The 25,725-nt window shown below is 42.9% G+C and carries 24 protein-coding genes; 15 read left to right on the top strand and 9 right to left on the bottom strand.

Features of this window, described 5'->3' with window-relative positions; genetic code table 11:
* The first annotated feature begins 119 nt into the window (after positions 1-119).
* The 5 genes from urtB (at position 120) to radA (ending at position 6,172) form a co-directional block, all read left to right on the top strand.
* On the top strand, positions 120-1,760 hold the full coding sequence (urtB, locus tag TW85_RS03785; RefSeq protein WP_046015726.1) for an urea ABC transporter permease subunit UrtB: 1,641 nt from the start codon (positions 120-122) through the stop codon (positions 1,758-1,760).
* Complete coding sequence (urtC, locus tag TW85_RS03780) at positions 1,757-2,932, top strand: urea ABC transporter permease subunit UrtC (RefSeq protein ID WP_046015725.1); 1,176 nt, start codon at positions 1,757-1,759, stop codon at positions 2,930-2,932. The genes urtB and urtC overlap by 4 nt, the downstream gene beginning before the upstream one ends.
* The gene (urtD, locus tag TW85_RS03775; protein WP_046015724.1) at positions 2,929-3,909 is read left to right on the top strand and encodes an urea ABC transporter ATP-binding protein UrtD; all 981 of its coding nucleotides are present in this window, start codon (positions 2,929-2,931) and stop codon (positions 3,907-3,909) included. The genes urtC and urtD overlap by 4 nt, the downstream gene beginning before the upstream one ends.
* The gene (gene urtE / locus TW85_RS03770; protein ID WP_046015723.1) at positions 3,906-4,613 is read left to right on the top strand and encodes an urea ABC transporter ATP-binding subunit UrtE; all 708 of its coding nucleotides are present in this window, start codon (positions 3,906-3,908) and stop codon (positions 4,611-4,613) included. Before urtD ends, urtE begins: the two co-directional genes overlap by 4 nt.
* 170 nt (positions 4,614-4,783) lie before the next feature.
* Positions 4,784-6,172: a DNA repair protein RadA gene (gene radA, locus TW85_RS03765; protein WP_046015722.1), complete on the top strand. Its 1,389-nt coding sequence runs from the start codon at positions 4,784-4,786 to the stop codon at positions 6,170-6,172.
* Between the two features lie 9 nt (positions 6,173-6,181).
* Here the strand turns inward: radA and TW85_RS26570 are convergent, their stop codons facing one another.
* The 3 genes from TW85_RS26570 to TW85_RS03750 all read right to left on the bottom strand — a co-directional run bounded on the left by TW85_RS26570 (position 6,182) and on the right by TW85_RS03750 (position 9,071).
* Positions 6,182-6,538, bottom strand: a complete 357-nt coding sequence (locus tag TW85_RS26570; protein ID WP_084616087.1) for a DUF1289 domain-containing protein — start codon at positions 6,536-6,538, stop codon at positions 6,182-6,184.
* Between the two features lie 58 nt (positions 6,539-6,596).
* Complete coding sequence (locus TW85_RS03755; protein ID WP_046015721.1) at positions 6,597-7,220, bottom strand: alpha/beta hydrolase; 624 nt, start codon at positions 7,218-7,220, stop codon at positions 6,597-6,599.
* A 360-nt stretch (positions 7,221-7,580) separates the two neighbouring features.
* A complete protein-coding gene (locus TW85_RS03750) occupies positions 7,581-9,071 on the bottom strand; it encodes a CoA-acylating methylmalonate-semialdehyde dehydrogenase (RefSeq protein ID WP_046015720.1) in 1,491 nt (496 codons plus the stop codon).
* 239 nt (positions 9,072-9,310) lie between these two features.
* On the opposite strand from TW85_RS03750, the gene TW85_RS03745 reads away from it, so the two are divergent.
* The 6 genes from TW85_RS03745 to TW85_RS03720 all read left to right on the top strand — a co-directional run bounded on the left by TW85_RS03745 (position 9,311) and on the right by TW85_RS03720 (position 16,914).
* On the top strand, positions 9,311-10,234 hold the full coding sequence (locus tag TW85_RS03745) for a LysR family transcriptional regulator (RefSeq protein ID WP_046015719.1): 924 nt from the start codon (positions 9,311-9,313) through the stop codon (positions 10,232-10,234).
* A gap of 230 nt (positions 10,235-10,464) precedes the next feature.
* Positions 10,465-11,574 (top strand): efflux RND transporter periplasmic adaptor subunit, encoded by a 1,110-nt coding sequence (locus TW85_RS03740; protein ID WP_046015718.1) that lies wholly within the window; start codon positions 10,465-10,467, stop codon positions 11,572-11,574.
* Positions 11,575-14,643, top strand: a complete 3,069-nt coding sequence (locus TW85_RS03735; RefSeq protein WP_046015717.1) for an efflux RND transporter permease subunit — start codon at positions 11,575-11,577, stop codon at positions 14,641-14,643. It begins immediately after the preceding gene.
* Positions 14,644-14,781: 138 nt separating this feature from the next.
* Positions 14,782-15,771, top strand: coding sequence for a LysR family transcriptional regulator (locus tag TW85_RS03730; RefSeq protein WP_046015716.1), 990 nt, complete (start codon positions 14,782-14,784; stop codon positions 15,769-15,771).
* 199 nt (positions 15,772-15,970) lie between these two features.
* On the top strand, positions 15,971-16,438 hold the full coding sequence (locus tag TW85_RS03725; RefSeq protein WP_052701820.1) for a DMT family transporter: 468 nt from the start codon (positions 15,971-15,973) through the stop codon (positions 16,436-16,438).
* Positions 16,435-16,914 carry a DMT family transporter gene (locus TW85_RS03720; protein ID WP_046015715.1) on the top strand — a complete coding sequence of 160 codons (480 nt, stop codon included), beginning with the start codon at positions 16,435-16,437 and terminating at the stop codon, positions 16,912-16,914. Before TW85_RS03725 ends, TW85_RS03720 begins: the two co-directional genes overlap by 4 nt.
* A gap of 4 nt (positions 16,915-16,918) precedes the next feature.
* Here TW85_RS03720 and TW85_RS03715 read toward each other — a convergent pair whose 3' ends face one another.
* Entirely contained in the window at positions 16,919-17,158 is a 240-nt protein-coding gene (locus TW85_RS03715; protein ID WP_046015714.1) for a DUF1653 domain-containing protein, read from the bottom strand.
* 193 nt (positions 17,159-17,351) lie between these two features.
* Here TW85_RS03715 and TW85_RS03710 point away from each other — a divergent pair, with 193 nt between their 5' ends.
* The 4 genes from TW85_RS03710 (at position 17,352) to astB (ending at position 22,434) form a co-directional block, all read left to right on the top strand.
* Positions 17,352-18,371 carry an arginine N-succinyltransferase gene (locus TW85_RS03710; protein WP_046015713.1) on the top strand — a complete coding sequence of 340 codons (1,020 nt, stop codon included), beginning with the start codon at positions 17,352-17,354 and terminating at the stop codon, positions 18,369-18,371.
* A gap of 74 nt (positions 18,372-18,445) precedes the next feature.
* Entirely contained in the window at positions 18,446-19,486 is a 1,041-nt protein-coding gene (gene astA, locus TW85_RS03705) for an arginine N-succinyltransferase (RefSeq protein ID WP_046015712.1), read from the top strand.
* Positions 19,487-19,513: 27 nt separating this feature from the next.
* The gene (astD, locus tag TW85_RS03700) at positions 19,514-21,007 is read left to right on the top strand and encodes a succinylglutamate-semialdehyde dehydrogenase (RefSeq protein ID WP_202904825.1); all 1,494 of its coding nucleotides are present in this window, start codon (positions 19,514-19,516) and stop codon (positions 21,005-21,007) included.
* An 80-nt stretch (positions 21,008-21,087) separates the two neighbouring features.
* The gene (gene astB, locus TW85_RS03695; protein ID WP_046015710.1) at positions 21,088-22,434 is read left to right on the top strand and encodes an N-succinylarginine dihydrolase; all 1,347 of its coding nucleotides are present in this window, start codon (positions 21,088-21,090) and stop codon (positions 22,432-22,434) included.
* A gap of 35 nt (positions 22,435-22,469) precedes the next feature.
* Here the strand turns inward: astB and TW85_RS03690 are convergent, their stop codons facing one another.
* From TW85_RS03690 to TW85_RS03670, 5 genes are all read right to left on the bottom strand, one after another.
* Positions 22,470-22,805 (bottom strand): DUF1904 family protein, encoded by a 336-nt coding sequence (locus tag TW85_RS03690; protein ID WP_046015709.1) that lies wholly within the window; start codon positions 22,803-22,805, stop codon positions 22,470-22,472.
* Positions 22,806-22,868: 63 nt separating this feature from the next.
* Positions 22,869-23,267, bottom strand: coding sequence for a DUF2914 domain-containing protein (locus TW85_RS03685; RefSeq protein ID WP_046015708.1), 399 nt, complete (start codon positions 23,265-23,267; stop codon positions 22,869-22,871).
* Positions 23,268-23,485: 218 nt separating this feature from the next.
* Entirely contained in the window at positions 23,486-23,974 is a 489-nt protein-coding gene (gpt, locus tag TW85_RS03680) for a xanthine phosphoribosyltransferase (protein WP_046015707.1), read from the bottom strand.
* A 116-nt stretch (positions 23,975-24,090) separates the two neighbouring features.
* On the bottom strand, positions 24,091-24,612 hold the full coding sequence (cobU, locus tag TW85_RS03675) for a bifunctional adenosylcobinamide kinase/adenosylcobinamide-phosphate guanylyltransferase (RefSeq protein WP_046015706.1): 522 nt from the start codon (positions 24,610-24,612) through the stop codon (positions 24,091-24,093).
* Positions 24,609-25,715, bottom strand: coding sequence for an aminotransferase class I/II-fold pyridoxal phosphate-dependent enzyme (locus tag TW85_RS03670; RefSeq protein WP_046015705.1), 1,107 nt, complete (start codon positions 25,713-25,715; stop codon positions 24,609-24,611). Before TW85_RS03670 ends, cobU begins: the two co-directional genes overlap by 4 nt.
* Positions 25,716-25,725: the final 10 nt, after the last annotated feature.

The raw sequence follows: 25,725 nt of genomic DNA, 5'->3' as shown, positions 1-25,725 counted from the left end.
CAGTCATGATGCCGGCTAACGCCTAATTCATGCTTTTTTAGCCACAAGCCCTTAAACCACCATCTGCGGTGGGCTTGTGGCTTTTTTTACTCTCTTCACTTTTTCAAAGGAGTGATTTCTTGAAGCAGTTCCATCACCTCATCTGCTGTTTAATAGCCAGTTTTACTTGTGCTTTTTTTTCAGCTTATGCCGTCGCCAATAATAGCCAAGCAAGTCAATCTGCTAAGGCAAAATCAGATTCTGAATTACTTGTCGCTTTAACCCAAGTAAAGCTCAAACAAATGAACCAGTTACTCGGGCAAATCAAAAGCAGCCAAAAACAAGCGGCTCTGCCCTTATTTAAAACCCTATTAGAAGGGCGCCTGTATTATGTAAGGTCAGATAATCACCTGATCCAAATGCAAAAAACAGGTAAAGAAAAATACTATTTTGAATTAGAAAGCGCTACCGCCTTACCTCACTTAACGAAAAAGCTCGTCAAAAAAGTCAAACTCAACAATAGCGTACGCCGTTATCTGAGAAGCACGATTGCCGAACTTGAATTAAGCCATCCTGACGCAAAAATAAGAGCCGCTGCGCTACAGAGCTTATTAAGCAACCTAGAGACAGACCTACAAGTAACAATTGAGGAAAGACGAACACTCGAAACAGACGACAAGGTCATCGATTTATTAGATGTTGCCCTTAACCTCTACCAACTCAAGCAATCTGAGTCAGCCGCACTGCAAATTAAAGCCATAGAACAACTCGCCTCACGCCTTGAAATTCCGGTTAAAAACCAACTCACAACAGTCGCTGAGACAAGCTCAGATCCAGCCGTCAAACAAGCTGCGTTTGATGCTCTAAAAGAAATAGAACATAGCACTAATCGATATGAACTCGTGGATCAGCTGTTTTTCGGCTTAAGTCTTGGTTCAGTACTCTTACTGGCCTCTATTGGCCTTGCCATTACCTTTGGTGTCATGGGTGTCATTAATATGGCCCATGGAGAAATGATCATGCTTGGGGCTTACACTACTTATGTTGTGCAGTTACTCATGCCAAACCATATCGATTATTCACTTTGGGTCGCTATTCCTGCTGCTTTCATGGTGTCGGGCTTAATGGGTGTCATTATAGAAAGGGGTGTTATACGCCACTTACATGGCCGACCTCTTGAAACCTTGCTGGCTACCTTTGGTATTAGCCTTATCTTGCAACAGCTAGTGCGTTCTGTTTTTAGTCCGCTTAATAGACAAGTTTTTAGTCCCAGCTGGATGACTGGCTCATTAGAAATCAACCCGATTCTTTCGCTCACTCTCAACCGCTTATACATACTCGCGTTTGCCTTAATTGTCTTCTTTGCCCTACTCACTCTACTACGCAAAACCTCCTTAGGTTTGAATGTGAGAGCGGTTTCTCAAAACCGTAATATGGCAAAAGCCATGGGCGTCAAAACGGGCTGGGTAGATGCCATGACCTTTGGCTTAGGCTCAGGCATTGCTGGCATTGCCGGAGTCGCCCTATCTCAACTGACCAACGTAGGCCCAAATTTAGGCCAAGCCTATATTATCGACTCCTTTATGGTGGTGGTCTTTGGTGGAGTCGGTAACTTATTTGGCACCTTAGTAGCGGCCTTCTCCTTAGGCATCGCGACCAAGTTCTTAGAGCCTGTGACAGGTGCTGTTTTAGCCGCCATTATTGTCTTGGTCTTTATCATCCTCTTTATTCAGAAGCGCCCTAAAGGTCTCTTTCCTCAAAAAGGGAGGGCAGCAGAATGACATTTATAAATACCTTATTTGGACAAGGTAAAAACAAGCTTGATTCACGCCAACAGCCAGGGCAAAAAACACTGCCTTTTGTCGCTATTCTCGTAATCAGCACCTTGTTAGCCTGTGGCGCTAACTTACTCTTACCAGAAAGCTCTGCTTTGTATGTGAGTACTTACACTATAACCTTGTTAGGTAAGTATTTATGTTATGCCATGCTGGCCTTAGCAGTGGATATTATCTGGGGGTATTGCGGTATTTTAAGTCTAGGTCATGGAGCCTTTTTTGCGCTTGGAGGCTATGCCATGGGGATGTACTTGATGCGCCAAATAGGTGATCGAGGTGTCTATGGTGACCCTGTCTTACCTGACTTTATGGTCTTTCTTGATTGGAAAACCTTACCTTGGTTTTGGCAAGGCATGGATCAGTTTTGGTTTGCCATCTTAATGGCCGTTGTCATTCCTGGATTATTAGCCTTCATCTTTGGTTGGTTGGCATTTCGCTCCCGTGTGACAGGCGTGTATTTATCCATTATGACCCAAGCCCTGACTTATGCTTTGTTACTGGCATTCTTTAGAAATGAAATGGGCTTTGGTGGGAACAATGGTCTGACAGATTTTAAAGAGATTTTAGGCTTTGATTTACAAGCAGATTCAACCCGAGTATCTCTCTTTGCTATTACGGCCTTTTTGTTAGCCGTTATTTTCATCATTAGCCAATACTTAATGAACTCACGTATGGGCAAAGTCATTCTAGCGATACGTGATGGAGACAGCCGAGCACGTTTTATTGGCTATCGAACTGAACGCTATAAAGTTTGGTTATTCGTTTATTCTGCCATTATTGCAGGCATAGCTGGAGCGCTTTATGTGCCACAGGTTGGCATTATCAACCCTGGGGAATTCTCGCCGATTAACTCGATCGAAATAGTGATTTGGGTGGCTGTCGGCGGTCGTGGCACCTTGATTGGCGCGATTATTGGTGCCCTTATTATCAACTATGCCAAAACCCGTTTTACTGCCCTTTTCCCTGAAGCTTGGTTATTCGCATTAGGTGGCTTGTTTGTTCTAGTCACGCTTTATTTGCCAAAAGGACTCATGGGACTGTGGGAGACAATCCAAGCAAAAATCAACAAACCAGTACCAGAAGCAAAGGATGAAATGAAGACAGGAGTGTCATCATGAGCCAAAACAACGCCAACCAGTTTAGCGATTTAAAACGCTTTGAAGCCAAGTTGAACGCCCCTTTTCAGGCTATTCGCTCAGGCTTACGTCGAGATCAGGTCTGGCCTTTTCTCTTACCTGATGAATCTAAGGTCAATATTGATAAGGACATCCTCCTTTACATCGAAGGGTTAAATCTAAGCTTTGATGGTTTTAAAGCCTTAAACGAACTTAACCTTTATATTAATAAAGGGGAGTTACGTTGCTTAATTGGCGCTAATGGCGCAGGTAAAAGCACCTTGATGGATGTCATTACAGGCAAAACGCAATGTGATTCTGGGCAAGTTTTCTTTGGCCAAAACATTGATCTGCTCAAACAAGATGAAGCCAGTATTGCCAATCTAGGTATAGGTCGTAAATTTCAAAAACCTACCGTGTTTGAACAACAAAGTGTGTTTGATAACTTAGAGCTTTCACTTAAAGCCAATAAGTCTGTGTTACCCACTCTCTGGGCCAAACTCACGCCGTTACAGCTAGATAAAATACAACATGTACTAAGTATTATCGGTTTGTCTAAGCAAGCTTATCAGCTAGCAGGCGCACTCTCTCACGGGCAAAAACAATGGTTAGAGATAGGTATGTTACTTGTCTCAGAGCCTAGGCTCTTGCTGGTAGATGAACCTGTAGCAGGTATGACACCACAGGAAACCGAACGTACCGCTGAACTACTCACCTCATTAGCAGGCGAGCGAACCGTCATAGTGGTGGAGCATGATATGGAATTTGTGCGCAGCATTGCCAATAAAGTGACCGTATTACACCAAGGCAGCGTCTTGGCAGAAGGCAGCATGCAAGAAGTGCAGTCTAACCCAGAAGTCATTGAAGTCTACCTAGGTGAAGAAGCTGCCACACCCGCGCCACCAGCCACAAAGAAAAGCATCTCTGCCCCTAACATCAGCAAAGTCAGCTTAATTAACAACAAGGAAGAAAAAGCATGATATCAATGCAAAATATCAATCAACATTATGCTTCAAGCCAGATTTTGTGGGACCTCAACCTAGAGATTAAAGCGGGTAGTATCACCTGTATCATGGGACGAAATGGCGTAGGTAAAACCACCTTGCTTAAAGCCTTAATGGGATTATTGCCGATTAGTTCTGGTGAAATTTTATTAGGGGAGCAAGATAAACCTGAGGCATTACATACCAAAAGCGCTGAAAAAAGAGCCTTTTCAGGTATAGGTTATGTGCCCCAAGGTCGCGACATTTTCCCCATGTTAACAGTGGAGGAGAATCTCAAAATTGGCTTGCCAGTAAGAAAAGATAAACTTAAGCAGATTCCTGAAAAGATCTTCGAACTCTTCCCCGTTTTAAAGGACATGCTACACAGGCGTGGTGGTGATTTATCCGGTGGCCAGCAACAACAGCTCGCTATAGGCAGAGCCTTAGTTTTGGATCCAAAAGTACTGATTCTGGATGAACCTAACGAAGGGATTCAGCCAAATATTGTGCAACAAATCGGTGATGTGATTTTAAAACTCAATAAAGAAGAAGGCTTGACGGTTATCCTAGTAGAACAAAAACTGGGATTTGCCCGCCGCGTGGGCCAAGAATTTAGACTCATGGAGAAAGGTCGCATTGTGTGTAGCGATAAGATGTCTGAGCTCAGTGACGACTTAATCAAACAGTATTTGGCAGTTTAAAATTCATTAACAGAGGTTGAATCCAACTACAGACAACCTCTTCTTATTTTTAATTAAATTACTGTTTTTTTATACAGTTAATTGCTTATCAAATTCTTTTCCCTAAAATAGCCTTTCAAGAGGACAACTAGATATCCTGTGTCCGCCCGCGAATTTTATGGAGAACCAAGATGGCTAAAGCCAAAACTGCCTTTGTTTGCACTGAGTGCGGCACTGATTACGCTAAATGGCAGGGCCAATGCCAAGCCTGTAAAGCGTGGAACTCCTTATCTGAAATCAAGCTAACCTCTTCTAAGACGTCAGCTCGTGTCGCCGCCACACAGGATGCCAAACTCAGTGGTTATGCTGGTGCGACGACAGGGATTCAAGACCTTGCAGATATCGACTTAAGTGATGTGCCTAGATTCAGCTCTGGTGCCAGTGAATTTGACCGTGTACTAGGTGGCGGTTTAGTGCCAGGTGGTGTGGTGCTAATCGGTGGTCACCCAGGTGCTGGTAAAAGTACCCTGTTATTGCAAACCATGTGTTATCTAGCACAACAGCAAGCTGCTCTTTATGTAACAGGTGAGGAATCTCTACAGCAGGTTGCCATGCGTGCTAAACGTCTCGGACTGCCAACCCAAAACCTGAAAATGCTATCTGAAACCAATGTTGAATCCATTATGCAGGTGGCACAGCAGATGTTACCTAAAATAATCGTTATCGACTCGATTCAGGTGATGCACCTTGATGGGGTGGAGTCAGCGCCCGGTAGTGTCTCTCAAGTAAGAGAAAGCGCGGCCGTATTAACTCGATTCGCTAAACAAACTCAAACAGCGGTTTTGTTAGTAGGCCACGTCACCAAAGACGGCACCTTGGCAGGCCCGAAAGTACTTGAGCATATGGTGGATTGTTCTGTCTTATTAGAAGGTTCTGAAGACTCTCGTTTTAGAACCTTGCGCGGCATGAAAAACCGTTTTGGCGCGGTAAACGAGTTAGGTGTGTTTGCCATGTTAGAAAATGGCCTTAGAGAAGTAAAAAACCCAAGCTCTATTTTCTTGAACCGTTCTAAACAGCCAGCGGCAGGTAGCTTGGTAATGGTGGTTTGGGAGGGGACTCGCCCTCTTTTGGTTGAGCTGCAAGCCTTGGTTGATGATTCCGCCTTTAGTAACCCAAAACGCGTCACAGTTGGCTTTGATCACAACCGATTAGCCATGCTACTTGCTGTTTTACACAAGCATGGTGGCCTATTAACCTCAGACCAAGACGTCTATTTAAACGTGGTAGGTGGCGTTAAAGTCATGGAAACCAGTGGTGACCTTGCCGCTATTGCTGCAGTTGTTTCTAGCTTTAGAGACCAAGCCTTACCTGACAATCTTGTAGTATTAGGTGAAGTGGGTTTATCTGGAGAAATTCGCCCAGTGCCTTCAGGTCAGGAGCGTATTATCGAAGCGGCTAAACACGGCTTTATTAAAGCGGTTGTGCCTAAAGGGAATTGTCCGAAGAAGAAAATTGAGGGAATGGAAGTAATAGGCGTTGATAGGCTTTCAGAAGCACTAGATGCCATTTTCGAGCGCTAAGAAATAGCGTTACTCTTTTTCAGTGACTTTTCTAGCGACTTTTTCAGTTGCTTCTTTAGCGGCGTCTTTAGCGACAAACCCAAAAAGATCTCCCGATGGCTCAGCTTCTGGGCCATCATCCGCTAGCATGCCATAAGGTAAACTGGCCTGAGATTCTGCCGCCAGCCTTTCTTGCTTTGCTTTGAGTAGCCTTTGCCACCTGTTCTTACACAAGGTCAGCACTTTGCGCTTATCTTCATCTGGCATTTCATGCCAATGAAAACGTTCTTCTCGGCTTCGCAGGCAACCTTTGCAAAAGCCTTTATTGCTTGATTGGCAAATGCCTCGACAGGGACTTTGCACATGAAACAATTCTATCTGTTCCATTTTCGTCTCCTATTATTTTAATTTATCAGACGATCATTAAGCCGTGAAATGCGCTGCGCTAATCTGTAGCTAACTGGAAATCATAAATTTCTTCTGGTGACATAAAGTATATACGCTCAGCAGGGGCAGCATCTAAAGAAAACCAATAAAAGCGTTCAGGCACACCCATTTCTAGGTAAAAGTTCACATACGTCGCATGGATAGGGTCGGCAAGATTCAGCTCTTCTGGCTCTATTCCTAGTTGGTCATACCATGAATGCACACCAACACCTGCACCCGGGCCAATATTACGTTTTACTCCACCTAAAAACAGATCAACACCACCAGAGAGTACATAGCCTGTCCTTGCAATCATGGTGTTTAGGCCTAAGCGGCGAATAAGTCGAGCAGCCTGCATAGTTGCTTCTTGGTCGATAGAGCCTGGAATATCTACCAAGACTAACGTTTGAATATTAGGACTTTGGCGCACCATGTTGCTCAGCTGCTCTGGTAAATCAGAGCCCAATACACCAGATATAAATGCCACATCCTTTTCAATATAAATTTCAAGTTGCGTATTATCTCGATTAGCTATCCCTGCCTTTTGGGTTGGTCCATCCATACCAGCACAACCCGCTAATACAAGCATGGCTAGCAAGAGACTGATTTGCTTAAAACCAACAACAAATCGACGATAATTCATTCACTTAATCCTTTTCACAACTTTTAAAGGTGTCTTAACTAAGATATTGGATACTAGATTCATTCTAGTGTCGCGCTAAAGTAAAGCCTAATAAAAGAGCCATGTCATTAACATACATAAGAATAACCCCTAAGCTCCATAATAATTGCATGTTTATTAGGCTAGTTTGCGGATGAACAGCATTTTACAGCTTAATATCTTAGGCACAAAAAAAACCATGCACTCATTAAAGAGTGTCATGGTTTGAGTTGATATCACGAACTAAGTCTCACTTTTCTCGTTTTTCTTAAGGATTGACTAAGCATTATCTCATTGTGAATCACGACCTGGGGGCTTTCGTGACTCACTATTAAGCCAATTCTAAGAAGGGAAAGAGAAATGCGCACCTTCACGCACACCAGCCGAAGGCCAACGCTGAGTAATGGTCTTACGCTTAGTATAAAAACGCACCGCATCAGGACCATAAGCGTGTAGATCGCCAAACAAAGAACGCTTCCAACCGCCAAAACTATGGTAAGCCACTGGCACAGGTAGCGGCACATTGATACCTACCATGCCCACTTCGATGTTATCTGAGAAATAACGCGCCGCTTCGCCATCACGGGTAAAGATACAAGTACCATTGCCGTATTCATGATCGTCTATCATGTCCATGGCTTCTTGCATGCTATTCACACGCACCACTTGAAGCACTGGGCCGAAGATTTCTTCTTGATAGCTCTGCATTTCAGTGGTGACATTATCAATTAGGGTGCCACCGACAAAGAAACCTTGGTCATAGCCTTCAACTGCCACATTACGTCCATCGACAACCACTTTAGCACCTTGCTCTTCAGCGCTAGAGATATAACCGCACACCTTCTCTTGATGTGCTTTAGTGATTACAGGGCCAAAATCATTACTGGCATCCGTTGCTGCACCGACTTTTAAGTTTTTCATGGCGTCTTGCATCTTAGTGACTAAAGCATCTGCCGCTTGGTCGCCGACAGCAACCGCAACAGATAAAGCCATGCAACGTTCGCCAGAAGAACCAAAAGCCGCGCCTAATAATTGGCTAACCACATTATCCATGTCTGCATCTGGCATCACGATAGCGTGGTTTTTCGCACCGCCTAGCGCTTGGCAACGCTTACCATGTGCATTGGCTTGGGTATAAATGTATTCAGCAATTGGGGTAGAACCAACAAAGCTCACCGCTTTTACGTCTTTGTGTTCAAGTAAGGTATCAACCGCTTCTTTATCACCGTTAACCACATTAAATACGCCATCAGGTAAGCCAGCTTCTTGCAATAGTTGACCAATATACAAGGTAGCGCTTGGGTCTCTTTCGGATGGTTTAAGTACAAAGGTATTACCGCAAACAAGTGCCATAGGGAACATCCATAAAGGCACCATCACAGGGAAGTTAAAAGGCGTAATACCGGCAACAACACCTAACGGCTGGAATTCACTCCAAGAATCGATATTAGGACCAACATTCTTACTGTGTTCGCCTTTTAGTAACTCAGGTGCGCCACAGGCGTATTCAACATTCTCGATACCACGTTGCAACTCACCTGCTGCATCATGGGAGATCTTGCCATGCTCTTCACCGATCAAGGCGCAGATAGTGTCTGCATTATCTTCTAGCAATTGTTTAAACTTAAACATGACTCTGGCACGTTTGATGGCAGGGGTATTACGCCATTCTGGATAAGCTGCTTTCGCTGCGGCAATCGCTTCTTCAACGGTTTCTTTACTTGCTAGCGCAACCTGCTTGCTAACTTCTCCAGAAGCTGGGTTATATACATCTTGAGTGCGTTTCGCATCATCACGTGACTTGCCATTAATTAAATGTCCGACCAAGCTCATTTGCTTCCCCTATATATGAAGTGTCGTAAATACTGCTTTTGTGCATTGGTTACGACCGAATTAGAAATCTTATTGACAGACTTTGCCTGTCACAATAAATTAAATAAATTCTCATCTATTAAACCTTAGTTAAGCATTTGCTAACCATTTTATTGGACCAAATGCAGGGACAAGTTAGGCCAGCCTTGACTCAGCTCCATTAGGGTTTAATCCATAAAACAAGAATAAGGGGAGGCAAGGTGAAACAGTTTAAAGGGCAAGTCAGTGATGCAGATTTACGCTTATTGAGGATTTATAAAACCGTAGTGGAATCCGGCGGTTTTTCGGCTGCAGAAGTCGAACTCAATATAAGCCGAGCTGCGATTAGTATTTCTATGGCAGATTTAGAAACTCGCTTAGGCTTTCGTTTATGTCAAAGAGGGCGCTCTGGCTTTTCCCTAACCGAAGAAGGCAGCAAGGTTTATCAATACACCTTACAGCTCCTCTCCTCTATTGAAGACTTTAGAACCCAGATAAATGGCCTACATGAAAAGCTAAAAGGGGATCTCAACATAGGAATTACCGACAACCTAGTCACAATGCCACGTATGGTTATCACCAATTCGGTCAGTAATTTGAAACAAAAAGGACCAGATATAACCATTAATATCAGCATGATACCGCCAAATGACATAGAAAAAGGCGTTTTAGACGGTAGTTTGCATATAGGCATGGTGCCAGACCTTAGATTATTAGCCGGTTTGGAATATCTGCCCTTATACAGGGAAAACTCTCAATTATACTGTAGCAACAGCCACCCTTTGTTTGCCCTAGAAGACAAGGAGATCACCAAAGAAGATATTTTCAAACTCGATGCTGTCGTGCCTGCATATGCGCAAACCCCTGAAATTAAAGCAAAATTACAGCAACTCAATGCAACAGCAACCGCCACTGACAGGGAAGGTATCGCCTTTTTAATCCTCACAGGAAATTACATAGGTTATCTCCCAGATCATGTGGCTGATGTCTGGGTTAAAGACGGAAAAATGCGCTCCTTATTAGATTCACAATTCAACTTTGATACTGGATTCTCTGCAATTACTCGAAAAGGGGCATCAAGCAACCTCGTTTTAGAGACATATTTGTCAGAATTAAAACTTGAAATAACCAACAAATTAAATTAAAAATCAATAAGTTAAAAGTACTCCAATAAATAGTTTGATCTTTGTCAGTCGAATATTAACAGCAAAGATATATGGTATTTTTTATCAATCCTTTGAGAGATATGAATTTTAAGACTATCATTCATATGCTTTCATATATTCTAATATGGAATATCTGGTTATAAAATTTCGCCAACTTAGACTTTGACAGTTGAACTTAGTTCACTTTAACAAGTACATTGGAGTACTGAATGACCTCTTCTTCTCTTAAATTATTTAGCACTGGCGCAATCCTAGCCACAAGCTTATTGATAAGTGCCTGCTCCCCAGAACAAGAAACCAACCAAGTAGCTGAAGCGGTTGTACGCCCAGTTAAATTGGTTACGGTAACCTCGAACCTAGCTGAAAACATTCGTAGCTTCCCAGCTGAATTAAAAGCAAGTAATGAGGCAGATCTAGCCTTTCGTGTTGGTGGTCAGCTAAATGAATTAGCCGTCACTTCAGGCCAAGAAGTTAAGAAAGGCCAGCTACTCGCAGCGCTTGACCCAACAGATTTCGAGCTAGACCTTGAGCTTGCTAAAGCGGATCACCGTTTTGCAAAATCCGAGTTTGATCGTAACAAGGCAACTTATGAGAAGAGAGTGAGCAGCCGTGCCAGCTATGAAGCAAGTCGTGCTAGCCTAGATCAAGCAGAGAACGCTTTGCAAAGAGCGAAAAACAACTTGGCATATACTCGCTTATACGCTCCTTTTGATGGCGTGATTGCCGATGTTGAAACGGAAAACTTCCAATATATCAGTGCCACTCAAAGTCTGATCCATATTCAGGACAACAAGACAATTGATCTTGAGTTCTTTATTCCTGAAAGCTTAATCGCAAATATTCAAGAAAGTGCGGTTAACTACAAACCTGATGTCATCATCAATGTGTTGAACGACAAGGTTTATAAAGCTCATTACAAGGAATACAACACTACACCAGATGACGAAACCAAGACCTATGAAATCACCATGGGTATTGAGCGTGAAGCAGATGACTCCGCGAGATTATTACCAGGTATGACAGCTGATGTCGTGATCGACCTAGGCCTGCTGATTAACCAAACTCGTAATATTTTATTACCGGTTGAAGCAATTTTCGAAACCACGGCGGCAGGTGGCCAACCTGAACAGAAAGTATGGGTTTATGATGATGCCAACCAAAGAGCGGTAATGCGTAAAGTAGAAGTCGGCTCTCTACAGGGCGATCAGATTGTCATAATGTCTGGCCTTGAAGAAGGTGAGCAAGTTATTGCAGCAGGTGTTCACAGCCTGACCAGTGAAACTAAGGTTCGTCCTTGGGTTAGAGAGCGAGGTCTATAAGTGAATATCGCAGCTTATTTTATCGAACGTAAGGTCACCAGCTGGATGCTGACCCTGATCTTGCTTGTTGGGGGTGTGATTGCCTTCACAGGTTTAGGTCAGCTAGAAGATCCTGAATTCACTATCAAAGATGCACTTATCATTACCCACTATCCGGGTGCATCACCAGAACAGGTTGAAGAAGAAGTCACCTATCCTATTGAGATAGCACTGCAAAATTTAGCCTATGTGGATGAGATTAAATCCACCACTAAATCTGGCTACTCACAAGTCACGCTTACGATCAAAGAAACCTATCGTAAGCAAGAGCTAAAGCAGATTTGGGATGAAGTGCGTAAAACCGTTTCCGATATTGAAGGCAACTTCCCGACAGGTGTAACCACACCCGTTGTCGTAGATGACTTTGGTGATGTATACGGGGTTATGCTGGCGGTTAATGGTGAAGGCTATCCTTACAAGGATCTTGAAACCTACATAGATTATCTCAAACGAGAGCTTGTACTTGTCGATGGTGTGAGTAAAGTTCAGGTTGCTGGTGAGCAGAGTGAACAGATCACAATTGAGATTTCACGTACTCGCTTAGCAACTATGGGTATCGACCCTTCTAGCCTAGCAAACCTATTAAGCACACAAAATACTGTATCTAACGCAGGCTCTGTGCGTGTGGGTGACGAATATATTCGTATTAGCCCGACAGGTGAATTCCAAGACATTTCTGAGCTTGAGAACCTAATCGTTGGAACCCCTACTTCTGGTGAAATGATTCGTCTAAGCGACATTGCCACCATTAAACGTGAATATGTAGACCCACAAACTAACCCAATTAACTTCAACGGCCATACCTCATTATTGTTAGGCATTTCATTTGCCTCTGGGGTAAACGTAGTTGAAGCGGGTAAATCTATCGAAGCACGTATCGATGAACTGAAATACCAACAGCCTATTGGTATTAACCTAGATACGGTTTATTTCCAATCGAAAGAAGTAGAACGCTCTGTTAGTAACTTCCTACTTAACCTAGCAGAAGCTGTAGGTATCGTTGTCTTAGTACTGCTTGTCTTTATGGGCATTAAGTCAGGCATCTTGATTGGTTTAATCTTGTTATTAACCATTTTAGGTACTTTTATCATAATGGAGTACTTCTCCATTAACCTACAACGTATCTCGCTTGGTGGTTTGATTATTGCCTTAGGTATGCTGGTGGATAACGCCATAGTGGTGACCGAAGGAGTCTTGATAGGCCTTAAACGTGGCATGTCTAAACTAGAAGCGGCTTCGTCTGTTGTAAACCAAACTAAATGGCCCCTGTTAGGCGCAACCATTATTGCGATTACAGCGTTCGCACCAATTGGTCTGTCGCCAGACTCTGTTGGTGAGTTTGTTGGCTCTCTTTTCTATGTACTCCTCATTTCGCTTTTCTTAAGCTGGGTGACTGCCGTTACGCTAACCCCATTCTTCTGCGACTTATTCTTTAAAGAAGAAATCAAAGAAGGTGAAGCGGAAGGCGAAGATCCATACAAGGGTGCTTTCTTTGTCGCTTATAAGTGGTTGTTAGATAAAGCACTGCACTATCGCTGGTTAACGGTTCTGCTTTTAATTGCAAGCTTAATGACTGCAGGTTGGGCCTTCCAATTCGTGAAGCAATCTTTCTTCCCACCTTCTACAACAGCTATGTTCTATCTAGATGTTGAGGGCCCTTCTGGTACTCATATTGATGCCAGCTATGAGCTAACAAAAAGCATAGAACAGCGCCTATTAAAAGAAGATGGTGTTAGCACTATTACTTCGACTACAGGCCAAGGTGTGCCACGCTTTATCCTGACATATAACCAAGAGCAGTCTAATTCTAGTTACGCACAATTCATTATTCGTACAGACAATGCTGAAGTCATTCCTGACTTAATTGAACGTACTTATTACATAATGAAAGATGAGTTCCCTGATGTTGAAGCTAAGCTACAACGCCTTGAACTCGGACCTGGCTCTGGTTCGAAAATTGAAGCTCGTATCACAGGCCCTGATCCAAAAGTGCTACGTAGCATCAGTGAGCAAATTAAAGAAATCTACCGTGCTGATGGTGGCCTTGAAAATATCAAGGATGACTGGCGTCAACGTACTAAAGTACTAAGACCTCAGTTTGATGAAGAACAAGCCCGTCGCCTTGGTATTAGTAAAGCCGATCTAGATCAGGTGTTACTAGCTAACTTTAACGGTTCTCGTATTGGGCTTTATCGCGATGGTGCAGATATCTTGCCTATCGTACAAAAAGCGCCTGAGAATGAGCGTCGCTCAATTGATCAGATCCGTGATCTACAAATCTATAGCCCAGCTACTGGCGCTTACATCACGCTAACGAGCTTGGTGAAAGGCTTCGATGTAATTTGGGAAGATCCGATCATTAAGCGTCATGACCGTAAACGTACCATTACCGTTATGTCTGATAACAAGATATTAGGTGGCGAAACTGCCATGGCTGTATTTGGCCGTGTCCGTGCCCCAATAGAAGCAATTCCACTACCTCCAGGTTATACCCTAGAGTGGGGTGGCGAATATGAAAATAGTACCGATGCGCAAGCGAATATCTTTACCGCTTTACCTATGGGCTATCTATTCATGTTCATCATCACGGTGCTTCTGTTTAACTCGGTCCGTGTGCCGCTGGTTATTTGGTTCTGCGTGCCTCTAGCCTTAATTGGTGTGTCATCAGGCTTACTGGCGATGAATACAGCATTTGGCTTCATGTCTCTATTAGGCTTCTTGAGTCTCTCGGGCATGATAGTCAAAAACGGGATAGTCTTGGCCGACCAGATCAATGTGGAACTAGGCCAAGGCGTTGAAACCTATAAAGCGGTTTTCCATTCAGCCGTGAGTCGTGTTAGACCTGTTTGTATGGCAGCTATCACAACTATCTTGGGTATGATTCCGCTACTGTCCGACGCCTTCTTTGAAGGTATGGCTGTGGTTATCTCATTCGGTTTAGGCTTTGCCACTATTTTGACTCTGATTGCAGTCCCTGTTTTCTATGTCATCTTGTTCCGAGTGAAATATCGCCCAATGAAAGAGCTTTAATCATCTGATTTAAGCGCTATATAAGACAGTCATTTTATACTGACTGACTCGGCCCAATAAGCCATTAATCACTGCTTATTGGGCTTCTTATATCCACTTACTAACGTCACCTTGTTAAAGGCGATACAAGAGAAAGCCATGCGTACTGATGAATTATTACAACTAGATATAAAACTGCTTGTTGCTTTTCATACCATTATTGAAGAAGGCAGTGTATCTAGAGCAGCAGAGCGTTTGGGTGTTACTCAACCCGCATTAAGTAAAAGTCTTCAAAAGCTTCGCTCCGTCTTTAATGATGCCCTTTTCTCCCGCCAAGCTTATGGTTTAAGCCCGACCGCTAGAGCATCAGAATTACATTTACAGATTGAGCCTATACTGCATTCTCTCTCTTCTCTAACTAGTCCACCTAAGTTAGACCTTTCTGAATTACATAGACATTTTTGCCTTCATATTCACGAGAGTGTTCTAGCAAGCTTTATCGAGCCTTTGTTATCTGAAATCTATGCTGAAGCGCCTAACGTAAAGCTATCTATTTCAAATTGGGGAACACAAAGCTTTTATGAGCTAAACCAGTCTACGGTTGATTTAGGTATAGGAATGATTAACGGTACGCCAAATAATGTGCGTTCAAAGTTAATTGGCCATATTGAAGGTTGTATTTTGATTAGCCGAGCACACCCTCTCTTTAATAAAGACAAGTTTGAAACAGCTGACTTGGTTAATTACCCGTTAGCCTCGCACCATATTCAGCGCCATGCTATGAGCCCTTCTATCACGCTACAAAAGCTGCAACAGCAAGGCTTTGATATCATGCCTAACTTAGAGACTGAAAGCTTATTAGCGGCTATGAAAGCCATCAAAAATGGTATGACCTTGGTAACAGGTTATGCAACCGCCAATCTAATGATGGATTTTATGGCAAGCTCAGGTAGAGGAGATGATATTAAGCTCATGCCTCTTCCAGAAGACATAGTTAAGTTAGACCCATACGATAATCAACACCCAGTGCAAATGTGTTGGCATGAAAGAAACAACAATGATTTGTCTCACAAATGGCTGAGAGAAAAAATTGCCAACCATATGAAGAACTCACCTTGGATGATTAACAAGCTGATAAAGCATATCTAGCTAGGGAACCTGCGAATAAACCCTCCCACCTCAGCGTGTGGATAAAAGCCCCTAGATTTATGATGAGGGGCATTTAACAATTTATATAAAATTCGACTTACTGTTTCCCAAATGGCAACAGTAAGTTGTCTCTTTTCTGGCTTATCCTACCTTACTAATCCACTTACAATTCACCTATTCAAACATAGGATGTAATCAGGTGAACAAAACATACTCTTACGCTACGATAGCTTTATTTTCGGGTGCCCTCCTAGCGCTCATGATCCAGCTAAATTCACAGCTTGCCTTACTCAACTCTCCCCTTGAGGCATCATGGATTGCCCATGGATTAGGGGCTTTTTGTGCATACTCTATATTGCTAATCATTGGCAAAAAAAAGCTTAATGCAAGCGCAATTAAAGACAAAAAAGCCAAATGGTACAGTTACTTAGGTGGCTTACCTGGCGCTATGACAGTCATGCTTGCGGCTGTTACTGTGAATTCCGAATTAGGCCTTGCTGGCACTTTATCCTTGGCCTTATTAGGGCAAATTCTATTTAGTTTAATAGTGGATAGTTTTGGTCTATTCAATAGCCCAAAAAGGCGGCTTGGTTGGCACGATGTAAAAGTAATTTTCCTCATTTTAAGCGGCAGTATGCTCATCATTTTTGCAGGTAATTCTTTATGAGTTTATTGATTCTCTTAGCCTTAACTAATGGTCTCTGCATTGGTTTAAGTCGCAGCCTCAATGGCCAATTAAGCCTACATAAAGGGCCATTTAAAGCATCATTTTATAACCATATTTTTGGCTTTCTATTTTTGAGCTTGATTCTTATTTGCCTAGATACTGAGTTGAGTAGCCTAGCACCAGCATGGCACAAGGAAACCTGGTATTTATTTTTAGGCGGTGTCATTGGTGCTTTTTATGTGGCACTCAATAGTTATGTTTTAAATCAGCTAGGGGCAATGAAGGCGGCACTACTTGTCATTAGTGGGCAGATGGTGACGGGAGTATTACTAGATATTGTATTTAGTGCTAGCCTAGATAAGCTTTTCCCTTATGTTCTGCAAGGGCTAGGTATCATATTCATTATTTTGGGAGTGAGACTTTCTCAAAAAAAGCCGAAGGAAATAATTAACAAGCGACATCCTTGTCACTCATAACAAGCTAATCTTGGTTCTCGTCTTCTAGCTCTCTAATCCAATGAAAGCGTGGTATCTCTTCACCACCCACTTCCACGCTTTCTACAAACATGGATAAAGGGCGAGCCCACCAACCATAATCACCATAAAGTGCCTGATAAATCACCAGAGATTCTTCTGTCTCACTGTGTTTTACCACCTTATCCACTTTATACTCGGCGCCTTTATAATGACGATAAATGCCTGCTTTAATCTCTGCACTCATGCTTTTCAATCTCTTCTAATTTATATTTCAGCAATTAATTATGTATTTAAGACAAAAAAAGTCCCTTTTTAAGAAAATTTTGTCGCAAAAACAAAATTAGCCATCTTCTTTACTTCAGCCATTTCATCAATAATAAAATAACTAATCTGCCCTTTTACCCTATTGATCTTGTTTTTCACAATAAGGAAAATTTATGTACCTAGTTCGTCCAGTCGACTTTGCTGATTTACCAGCATTAGAAAGATTAGCGCAACAAGCGGGTATTGGAATCACCAATTTTCCGGCTAATCGTGACAGACTCAATGACAAAATAGCGTCCTCACGTCGCTCTATGCAACAAGAGGTGGTACAACCGGGCGAAGAATCCTACTGCTTTGTGTTGGTAAACACCAGTAATGATGAAATTGTAGGTGTCTGCGGGATCGATGCCATGGTGGGAACAGATGCCCCATTTTACAGCTACCGTATTGACGAAGTCGTCCATGCCTCACCGCAATTACAAATCCACAATCGTATTCCGGCTCTCTTTTTATGCCACGACTATAGTGGAACAAGCCGCCTAGTCGCATTGATTGTTGACCAGCAGCACCAAACGCATGAAACCATGTCGCTTTTATCTCGTGCTCGTTTGCTTTTCATCGCACAACACCAAGAGCGTTTCACTTCCAAGCTATTTGTTGAGCTAAGAGGTGAAAGTGATCAAGCAGGCTACTCTCCATTTTGGGACTCACTAGGCAAGTACTTCTTTAGCATGGACTTTCAAAAAGCCGATTATTTATCCGGTGTGAGTAATAAACACTTCATCGCTGATCTAATGCCAAGATACCCAATTTATGTCCCTACCTTGCCAGATGCTGCACAGCAGGTAATAGGTGTTGTACATGAAGATTCAGAAAAAACTAGCGACATACTTTTAGAAGAAGGATTCAGCTTTAAAGGTTATGTGGACATTTTTGACGCAGGCCCAAGTGTTGAAGCAAGAGCTAGCGACTTAAGAACCATAAGTAACAGTCAGTCCACTGGCTTTAACACGGATGTCATAAAAAATGATTCATCCCTACACATAATAGCCAGTGGTGAACTAGAAGAATTCAAGGTAACTCTGGCAAACGCCAATTACCAAAAAGATACCGAGTCACTATCTATCTCTTCAAAGGTGCAACAAACCTTGCAAATGAAGGAAGGAGATGAAGTGCACTGGGTACCGATTTAATAAAGTTTCCTTAGACAAAAAAATTTACCGAATCCCTTTTTAACCCATGATTAAATTTATAGAGGCCTAATCTTATGATGGTCATACGCCCAATCGCTAAAACAGAGCTAGATTCCCTATACCAGCTTGCAGATAAAACTGGTGTTGGTTTTACTTCTCTAGTACCTGATGAAGCGATTCTGAAAAATAAAATCGAAGTATCGAACCAATCATTTGCTAAAGAGACCATTGAAGGTCCAACAGACGAGAGTTACTTGTTTGTTCTAGAAGATACTGAAACTGGTGCTATCGTGGGTACCAGTGGACTGTTAGCAACCGTCGGCCTAGACGAGCCTTTCTACAGCTACCACCTAGGTAAATTGGTTCACTCTTCACGTGAACTTGGTGTGCACAACATAATGCCAACCTTGGTATTAAACAATGACTACACAGGTTTGAGTGAAATCTGCACCTTGTTTTTAGAAGAAGGCTACCGTCATTCTAAAAATGGCCAACTGCTATCTAAAGCACGCTTCTTGTTCTTAGCACAATTCCCTGAGCGCTTTACTAACAAGATTTTCGCCGAAATGCGTGGTGTCAGTGATGACGAAGGCCGCTCACCACTTTGGGAGTCTTTGGGTCGTCACTTTTTCTCTCTTGATTTCAAAAAGGCAGATGAGCTTACCTCACTAGGTAGCAAACAATTTATCGCTGAATTGATGCCAAGTAACCCAGTTTACACCGCTTTCTTAAGTCAAGAAGCGCAAGACTGCCTAGGCCAAGTACACCATAAAACAGCGCCTGCTTTACGTTTGCTACAGCAAGAAGGTTTCTGCTACGAGAACTATGTAGACATCTTTGATGGTGGCCCAACCGTTGAAGCCCATGTTCCAAACATTCGTGCTGTACGCGAGAGTCGTCTATGTCTAGCGACAATTACAGATGAAGCACAAGAAAAAGAAGGCACCTACTACCTAGTATCTAACTCTAAGTTAGCTGACTTCCGTTGTATTTTGATTCAACGCAACAGCACCCCTGGCAGCACACTCACACTGAGCCAAGAAGAAGCTGAACATCTATGTGTTAATAACAAAGAAGCCGTTCGTATTGTCGAGCTGTCTCCTGCTAAACCATAACAATTTATAAGGATTAAGATAATGACTATGAAACAAGAACACTTTATCAATGGCCAATGGGTTGCAGGTACAGGTAATGCTTTTCAATCGATTGATCCAGCCGATGCCAGCCTAGTATGGGAAGCAAAAGCAGCAGGTCCAGAACAAGTAGATGCAGCACTTAAAGCAGCTCGTAAAGCGTTTCCAGCATGGGCAAACTCAAGCCTTGAATACCGTTTAGATATCATTAAAAAATTTGCTGAGAAAGTAAAAGAGAACACCGACCTTTTGGCGACATTGATCAGCCGCGAAACAGGTAAGCCTTTTTGGGAAACAAAAACAGAAGTTGCGACAACCATAGGTAAAGTGGGTATTTCTGAGAAGTCTTACCATGAACGTACTGGCTCAAAAGAAACGGCTATGCCAGCAATCGGCGGCTCTAATGTAAGTGCTCACCTACGCCATAGACCACACGGTGTTGTTGCTGTATTTGGCCCTTATAACTTCCCTGCGCATCTGCCAAATGGTCATATCGTACCTGCTCTCATCGCAGGTAATACCATAGTGCTTAAGCCAAGTGAGCAAACACCAGCGGTGTCAGATTTGATCATCCAACTATGGCAATCTGCTGGCCTGCCTGATGGCGTACTTAACCTAGTACAAGGTGAAAAAGAAACCAGTATTGCGCTAGCTAACCATGATGAGCTTGATGGCCTATTCTTCACAGGTAGCCCAGAAGTAGGACATATTCTACATAAAGCATATGCAGGTCACCCAGGTAAGATCCTAGCCTTAGAAATGGGTGGTAATAACCCACTGCTTGTATCTGATAAAACCCAAGACCTAGATGCTGTCATTCATGAAATCGTTCAGTCTGCTTTCCTATCTGCAGGCCAACGTTGTACTTGTGCACGTCGCCTTCTAGTACCAAACAATGCGCACGGTGAAGCAATTCTAGCTAAGCTAGTTGAAGTCACTAAAGGCTTGAAAATTGATCGTTTTGACGCTGAAGACCAACCTTTCATGGGGCCATTGGTTTCTGTTCAAGCGGCTGACAATATTGCGACTGCCTTTGCTCGTTTAGTTGGCCTTGGTGCTAGCACACTATTAAAAGCTGAGCGTGGCGAAGCGAATACAGGCTTTATCTCTCCAGGTATTTTAGATGTCACTGAGCTTGCCGCTAAAGGTGAGCTACCTGATGAAGAGTACTTCGGCCCGCTACTAACTGTTGTACGTTATGAGGATATGGATCAGGCAATGAGCTTAGCAAATGCCACTAAATTTGGTCTATCTGCCGGTATTTTGTCTGATGATAAAGCTGAATATGAGTGGTTCTTACAGCACTCTCGTGCTGGCATCATCAACTGGAACCGTCAAACAACAGGTGCTGCGGGTACTGCGCCATTTGGTGGAACGGGTGCCAGTGGTAACCACAGATCAAGTGCATATTATGCGGCTGATTACTGCTCTTACCCAGTTTCAAGTATTGAAGTAGATGCGCTGACCGTGCCAGAGAAACTTGTACCAGGCATTGCCCTTTAAGGGCAGTGCAGGTTTGACAGATAAGACATAACAAACAAGTGTTATTAAACACAGAAAAGAATTAAGCAAAGGTAATTAGCATGTCGGCAATTGAAGCAAATTTTGATGGTCTAGTGGGGCCAACTCACAACTATGGCGGTTTATCATTTGGTAATGTGGCCTCTTTAAACAATCAGGCTCAAGCCTCTAACCCAAAAGCGGCGGCTAAACAGGGCTTGGTAAAAATGAAAGCTTTGGCTGATATGGGCTTTGTTCAGGGTGTACTTGCGCCTCATGAACGACCTCATATTCCGACACTAAAATCACTTGGCTTTACAGGTACTGATGCTCAGATTTTGGCACAAGCAGCCAAAGAAGCGCCTCATCTATTAGCCGGTGTCAGTTCTGCCTCTTGCATGTGGACAGCCAATGCGGCAACGGTATCACCCAGTGCAGACAGTGCTGATGGTAGAATTCACTTTTCACCTGCAAACTTGGTGAACAAGTTCCACCGTGCTATTGAGCACCCTGTAACAGGTGCTATTTTGCAGGCAACTTTCCCTGGCGATAAGCACTTTGCTCACCACAAAGCCTTGCCTAGCATGGATCACTTTGGTGATGAAGGTGCAGCTAATCACACGCGTTTTTGTGATGAGTATGGTAATCAGGGGGTTGAGTTCTTTGTTTACGGCCAAGAAGCTTTCAATGCTGCAGCAGTAAAGCCAAGCCGCTTCCCTGCAAGACACACACTTGAAGCGTCTCAAGCTGTGGTACGTCGCCACGGTTTAAATACGACAAATACTGTTTATGCGCAGCAAAACCCTGCTGTCATCGATGCGGGTGTATTTCACAATGACGTGATTGCTGTGGGTAACCGTAACGTACACTTCTACCATGAAGAAGCCTTCCTTTCGAGCGCGCAAATGCGTCAAGATTTAGAAGCTGCGTGGGCAGGTAAAGCAGGCAAACTACACTTTGTTGAAGTAAAAAGCAGTGAAGTCAGTGTTGAAGACTGTGTTAAATCTTACCTATTTAATAGCCAGTTAATTAGCCGTGGTACTGACGATATGATTATTATCGTACCAGGTGAATGTCAGAACAATGCCAATGTTTGGGCTTACCTTGAAGCGTTAAAAGCAGGCCCTAGCCCAATTAACGAAGTGCAAGTTTACGACCTTAAACAAAGTATGAGTAATGGTGGTGGTCCTGCATGTTTGCGTCTGCGTGTCGTTCTAAACGAAGCTGAAAGAGCGGCGGTTAATCAGTCTTGCTTGATGAATGACGATCTATTTAATCGTTTGAATACTTGGGTAGATAGTCATTATCGTGACAGTTTATTAGAAGAGGATCTTGCTGATCCTCAACTATTAATCGAAACACGTACCGCTTTAGATGAGCTCACTCAGATCATGCAACTTGGATCTGTTTACGACTTCCAAAAAGCTTAATCTCGTTTTTCCTCTCATCAGAAAAGGCACAATTTCTAAGAAGTTGTGCCTTTTTTGTAGAAGTAATCATCCGATTGCATCGTATGAAACAGCACACAAATATCGGTATCTGGGGCAATATTAGGTGTCACTAATTCGGTAATAATACGAGCTACCTCTTCTTTCTGCTCTTGAGTTCGTTCGAACCATGAAACATCAAAAAATGGGTAAGCGGTACTCGCGCCACCAGCAGCTAAATAGGTGATAGCTTGATACTCTAAAGTGAAGTGTAAAGCGGGTATATTAAGATAATGAGAAATGGCTTTAATAAGAGGCTCAGATATATACTCAAGATCCTCAAATGCCATTCCTCTAACACGTATATGAGGCATGAAATTCCTTTAATAGAGCCTTATTAAACTCTTACTTGATAGAGAAACAACACAATAAGTTAACTAATCGATATACTCAAATGAATGGGATTCAATCACACTGCCATTTTGCACTATATCAACCGCCCAAGTGCCATCAAAACCTGGCAATAAACGTTTACTTGACCAAACACGCCAGCGATCACCGCCAATATTGAACGGGATTTCAGCCATAACATCACCGTCTAATGTCCAGCGGTGGACAACCTGATCACCAGACATATCTCTTAAATCTGTATAAAAATAAACCTTCTGAATACCACCATATTGAACTTGGATAGTGGGCCCAATCTTATCAATTGGTTCACGCTCAATAACATCATTAGTAAATTGCGCTCTCGCAATCGAAGCGGCCCAAGAAGGCATGGGTAGGGTTAATAACACACTACTCAACACCACAAGCTTTACGATTGTACGTAACATAATCAATCCTTTTGTAGAAGAAAAAAGAAGGTTAAAAAATGTCAAAGAAAAAGGGTAAGACCATTAGAATTTAAACCTAATAGCAGTTTAATCGTCTTGGTGAGTAGAAGTCTAGCTGAAAGATGCCTCATTTAGTCTCTTTTGTTTACACTCAGTTACGAGATCAGAAAATACAAGAAACTAAAGGAGGCTCTAAGAAAGTTTAAATATGCAGAATATTACGCGTTTCTATCCGCAAGAGGTGTTGAAAAGGTGTATTCCATATCCCAAGGAAAGCGAATCCAAGTATCTTGGCTCACTTCGGTCACAAAGGTATCAACCAGTGGTTTACCAGCAGGTTTAGCAAAAATAGTGGCAAAGTGTGCTTTTGGTAGCATCTCTCTCACCACTTGTGCAGTACGACCCGTATCCACTAGGTCGTCAATTAGCAGCATGCCTTCACCATCACCTTCAACCCCTTTCAAGATTGTCAGCTCACCTTGTTCGTTAGCTTCCTTACCAGAAGAGTCATAACTTGCGATACAAAGAGTATCGATTAGACGTACATCCAGTTCACGACAAATAATTGCAGCAGGCACTAAACCTCCTCGGGTAATGGCAATAATGCCTTTCCAAGGTCCTTGCTCTAATAAGCGCCAAGCCAATGCTCTAGCATTACGGTGTAGTTCATCCCAAGACACTGGGTAATCTTTTGAATACGGGTTCATGCTTAGCTCCTACCAATCTAGGTTGTCAATTAAGGGAAATAAGTTTTCATTTCACCTCATAAAATGAAGAGCGCATTCTACCCAATTGGCTGGTTAATTTGTATTCTTTTAAAGCCTCATTTGAGCTTTAACGGCAAGCCAGCGCAGACAAGTTCTACCTGTTCACTTAGGCGAGCTAACTCTTGATTTAATAAGCCGGCTTCATCACCAAAGCGTCGCGCCATGGAATTCATAGGCATAATGCCAGCACCTACTTCACTTGTAATACAAACAAGTTTCGCCTTGCTAGTATGAATCGCCTCTAAAAACGCGGACTTATGCTTATCAAAAGCAATATCATCTTCTAGGCAAATCAAGTTGGTTAGCCAAAGTGTCATGCATTCAATTAAAATCACCTTATTTTGGTTTTCTGGAGCAAGTAACACGGAAGCAAGATCAAAACCTTCCTCCACCAGCAACCAGTGCTCAGGTCGGCTATTTTGGTGTTTTTCAATGCGCTCCTGCATCCCCTTGTCTAGCGCTTGAGCCGTTGCTAGATAAACCACTTCTCTAGCTTCAGCATCCGCTAAATTTTGCGCTAAGATTTGTCCATGAGCGCTCTTGCCACTGCGCACACCACCAATGACTAAATACTTCACTCTACTTCCTCCACTTGGCTGGCACTTTGAGCTTGTCCATTTAATAAAGCTTGCTGAACACGCTTGTTAATTAAATCGAACTCAGCATCAGCTGGTAAGGCAAACCTTATCCAAGCATCGCCCAAACGCACATGTATGGACAAAGCTTGTAGCCACTCAAACAAGACCTCTGCTTCATCACTAAACAAGGTATAAAAAAGCTCACTTTGCTGCCAGCGAACGGGCAAAGATAGAGAGCTAAAGAACTCATTTATTAAAGGCTTAACCTCTTGTTCAAAGCGTTTGCTACGACTCGCTAAATCTCTACTAGCTTGTATTTGCCAAGCAACATCTCTGAAAGCTTGGCTTAGTAACCAGGCAGCAGGTGTCGCAATAGGCCAAGGACCAGTGACGGAAGCCAACCCTTTTAAAATTGACTGGCTAGCAAAACAAAAACCTACTCTGGCTCCTGGCAAACCAAAAAACTTGCCCACTGAACGCAAAACAATCAAGCAAGCTGGCCATGCTTTATCTTGATAGTACGAAAGCAAACTCGCACCGACCACACCATCAATAAAAGCTTCATCAATAATGATATAGGATTCACGCACTTGTGCTGTTTCAATCAAGCTTAGTAATTCAGCTAAGGTTAATTTATTGGCACTTGGGTTATTAGGTTGAATCAAGACTAATACTTGCCAACTTTTTACAGCGAGATCCTGAGTATTATTGTAGGTATCTACTGCGTACTGCCATTTAGTCCAAGCAAAGCCATGCTCTTGATAGCCTACCTCTGGCACTAGAACCTGAGTTTCTGAACGTGCATTAGCGGCAAATAATAAGCTAGGTAAAGCCTCAATCGCCTGTTGTGTACCAGCAATGGGCACAAAGTTATTCACACCATAATAACTTGCCGCCGCTTGGTTCAAACCATCAAGATCTGGCAACTCATGCCAAAGAGAAACAGGCACCTCAGGCACAGGCCAAGGGTGTCGATTTACCGCAGAGGATAGGTCTATCCAAGAGCTTTTAATATGTGAAGAGTCGCCTAAAGAGCGACGAAGCGCCAAGAGATTACCACCGTGTTTAGGCTTCTCTAAGCTCAGATCTAGTTCATCATTCATATCTACTACT

The organism is Marinomonas sp. S3726, from assembly GCF_000967665.1.
GTDB lineage: Bacteria > Pseudomonadota > Gammaproteobacteria > Pseudomonadales > Marinomonadaceae > Marinomonas.
The sequence above is the reverse complement of the archived record's forward strand: the minus strand, read 5'-3'. Positions and strand labels throughout refer to the sequence as shown.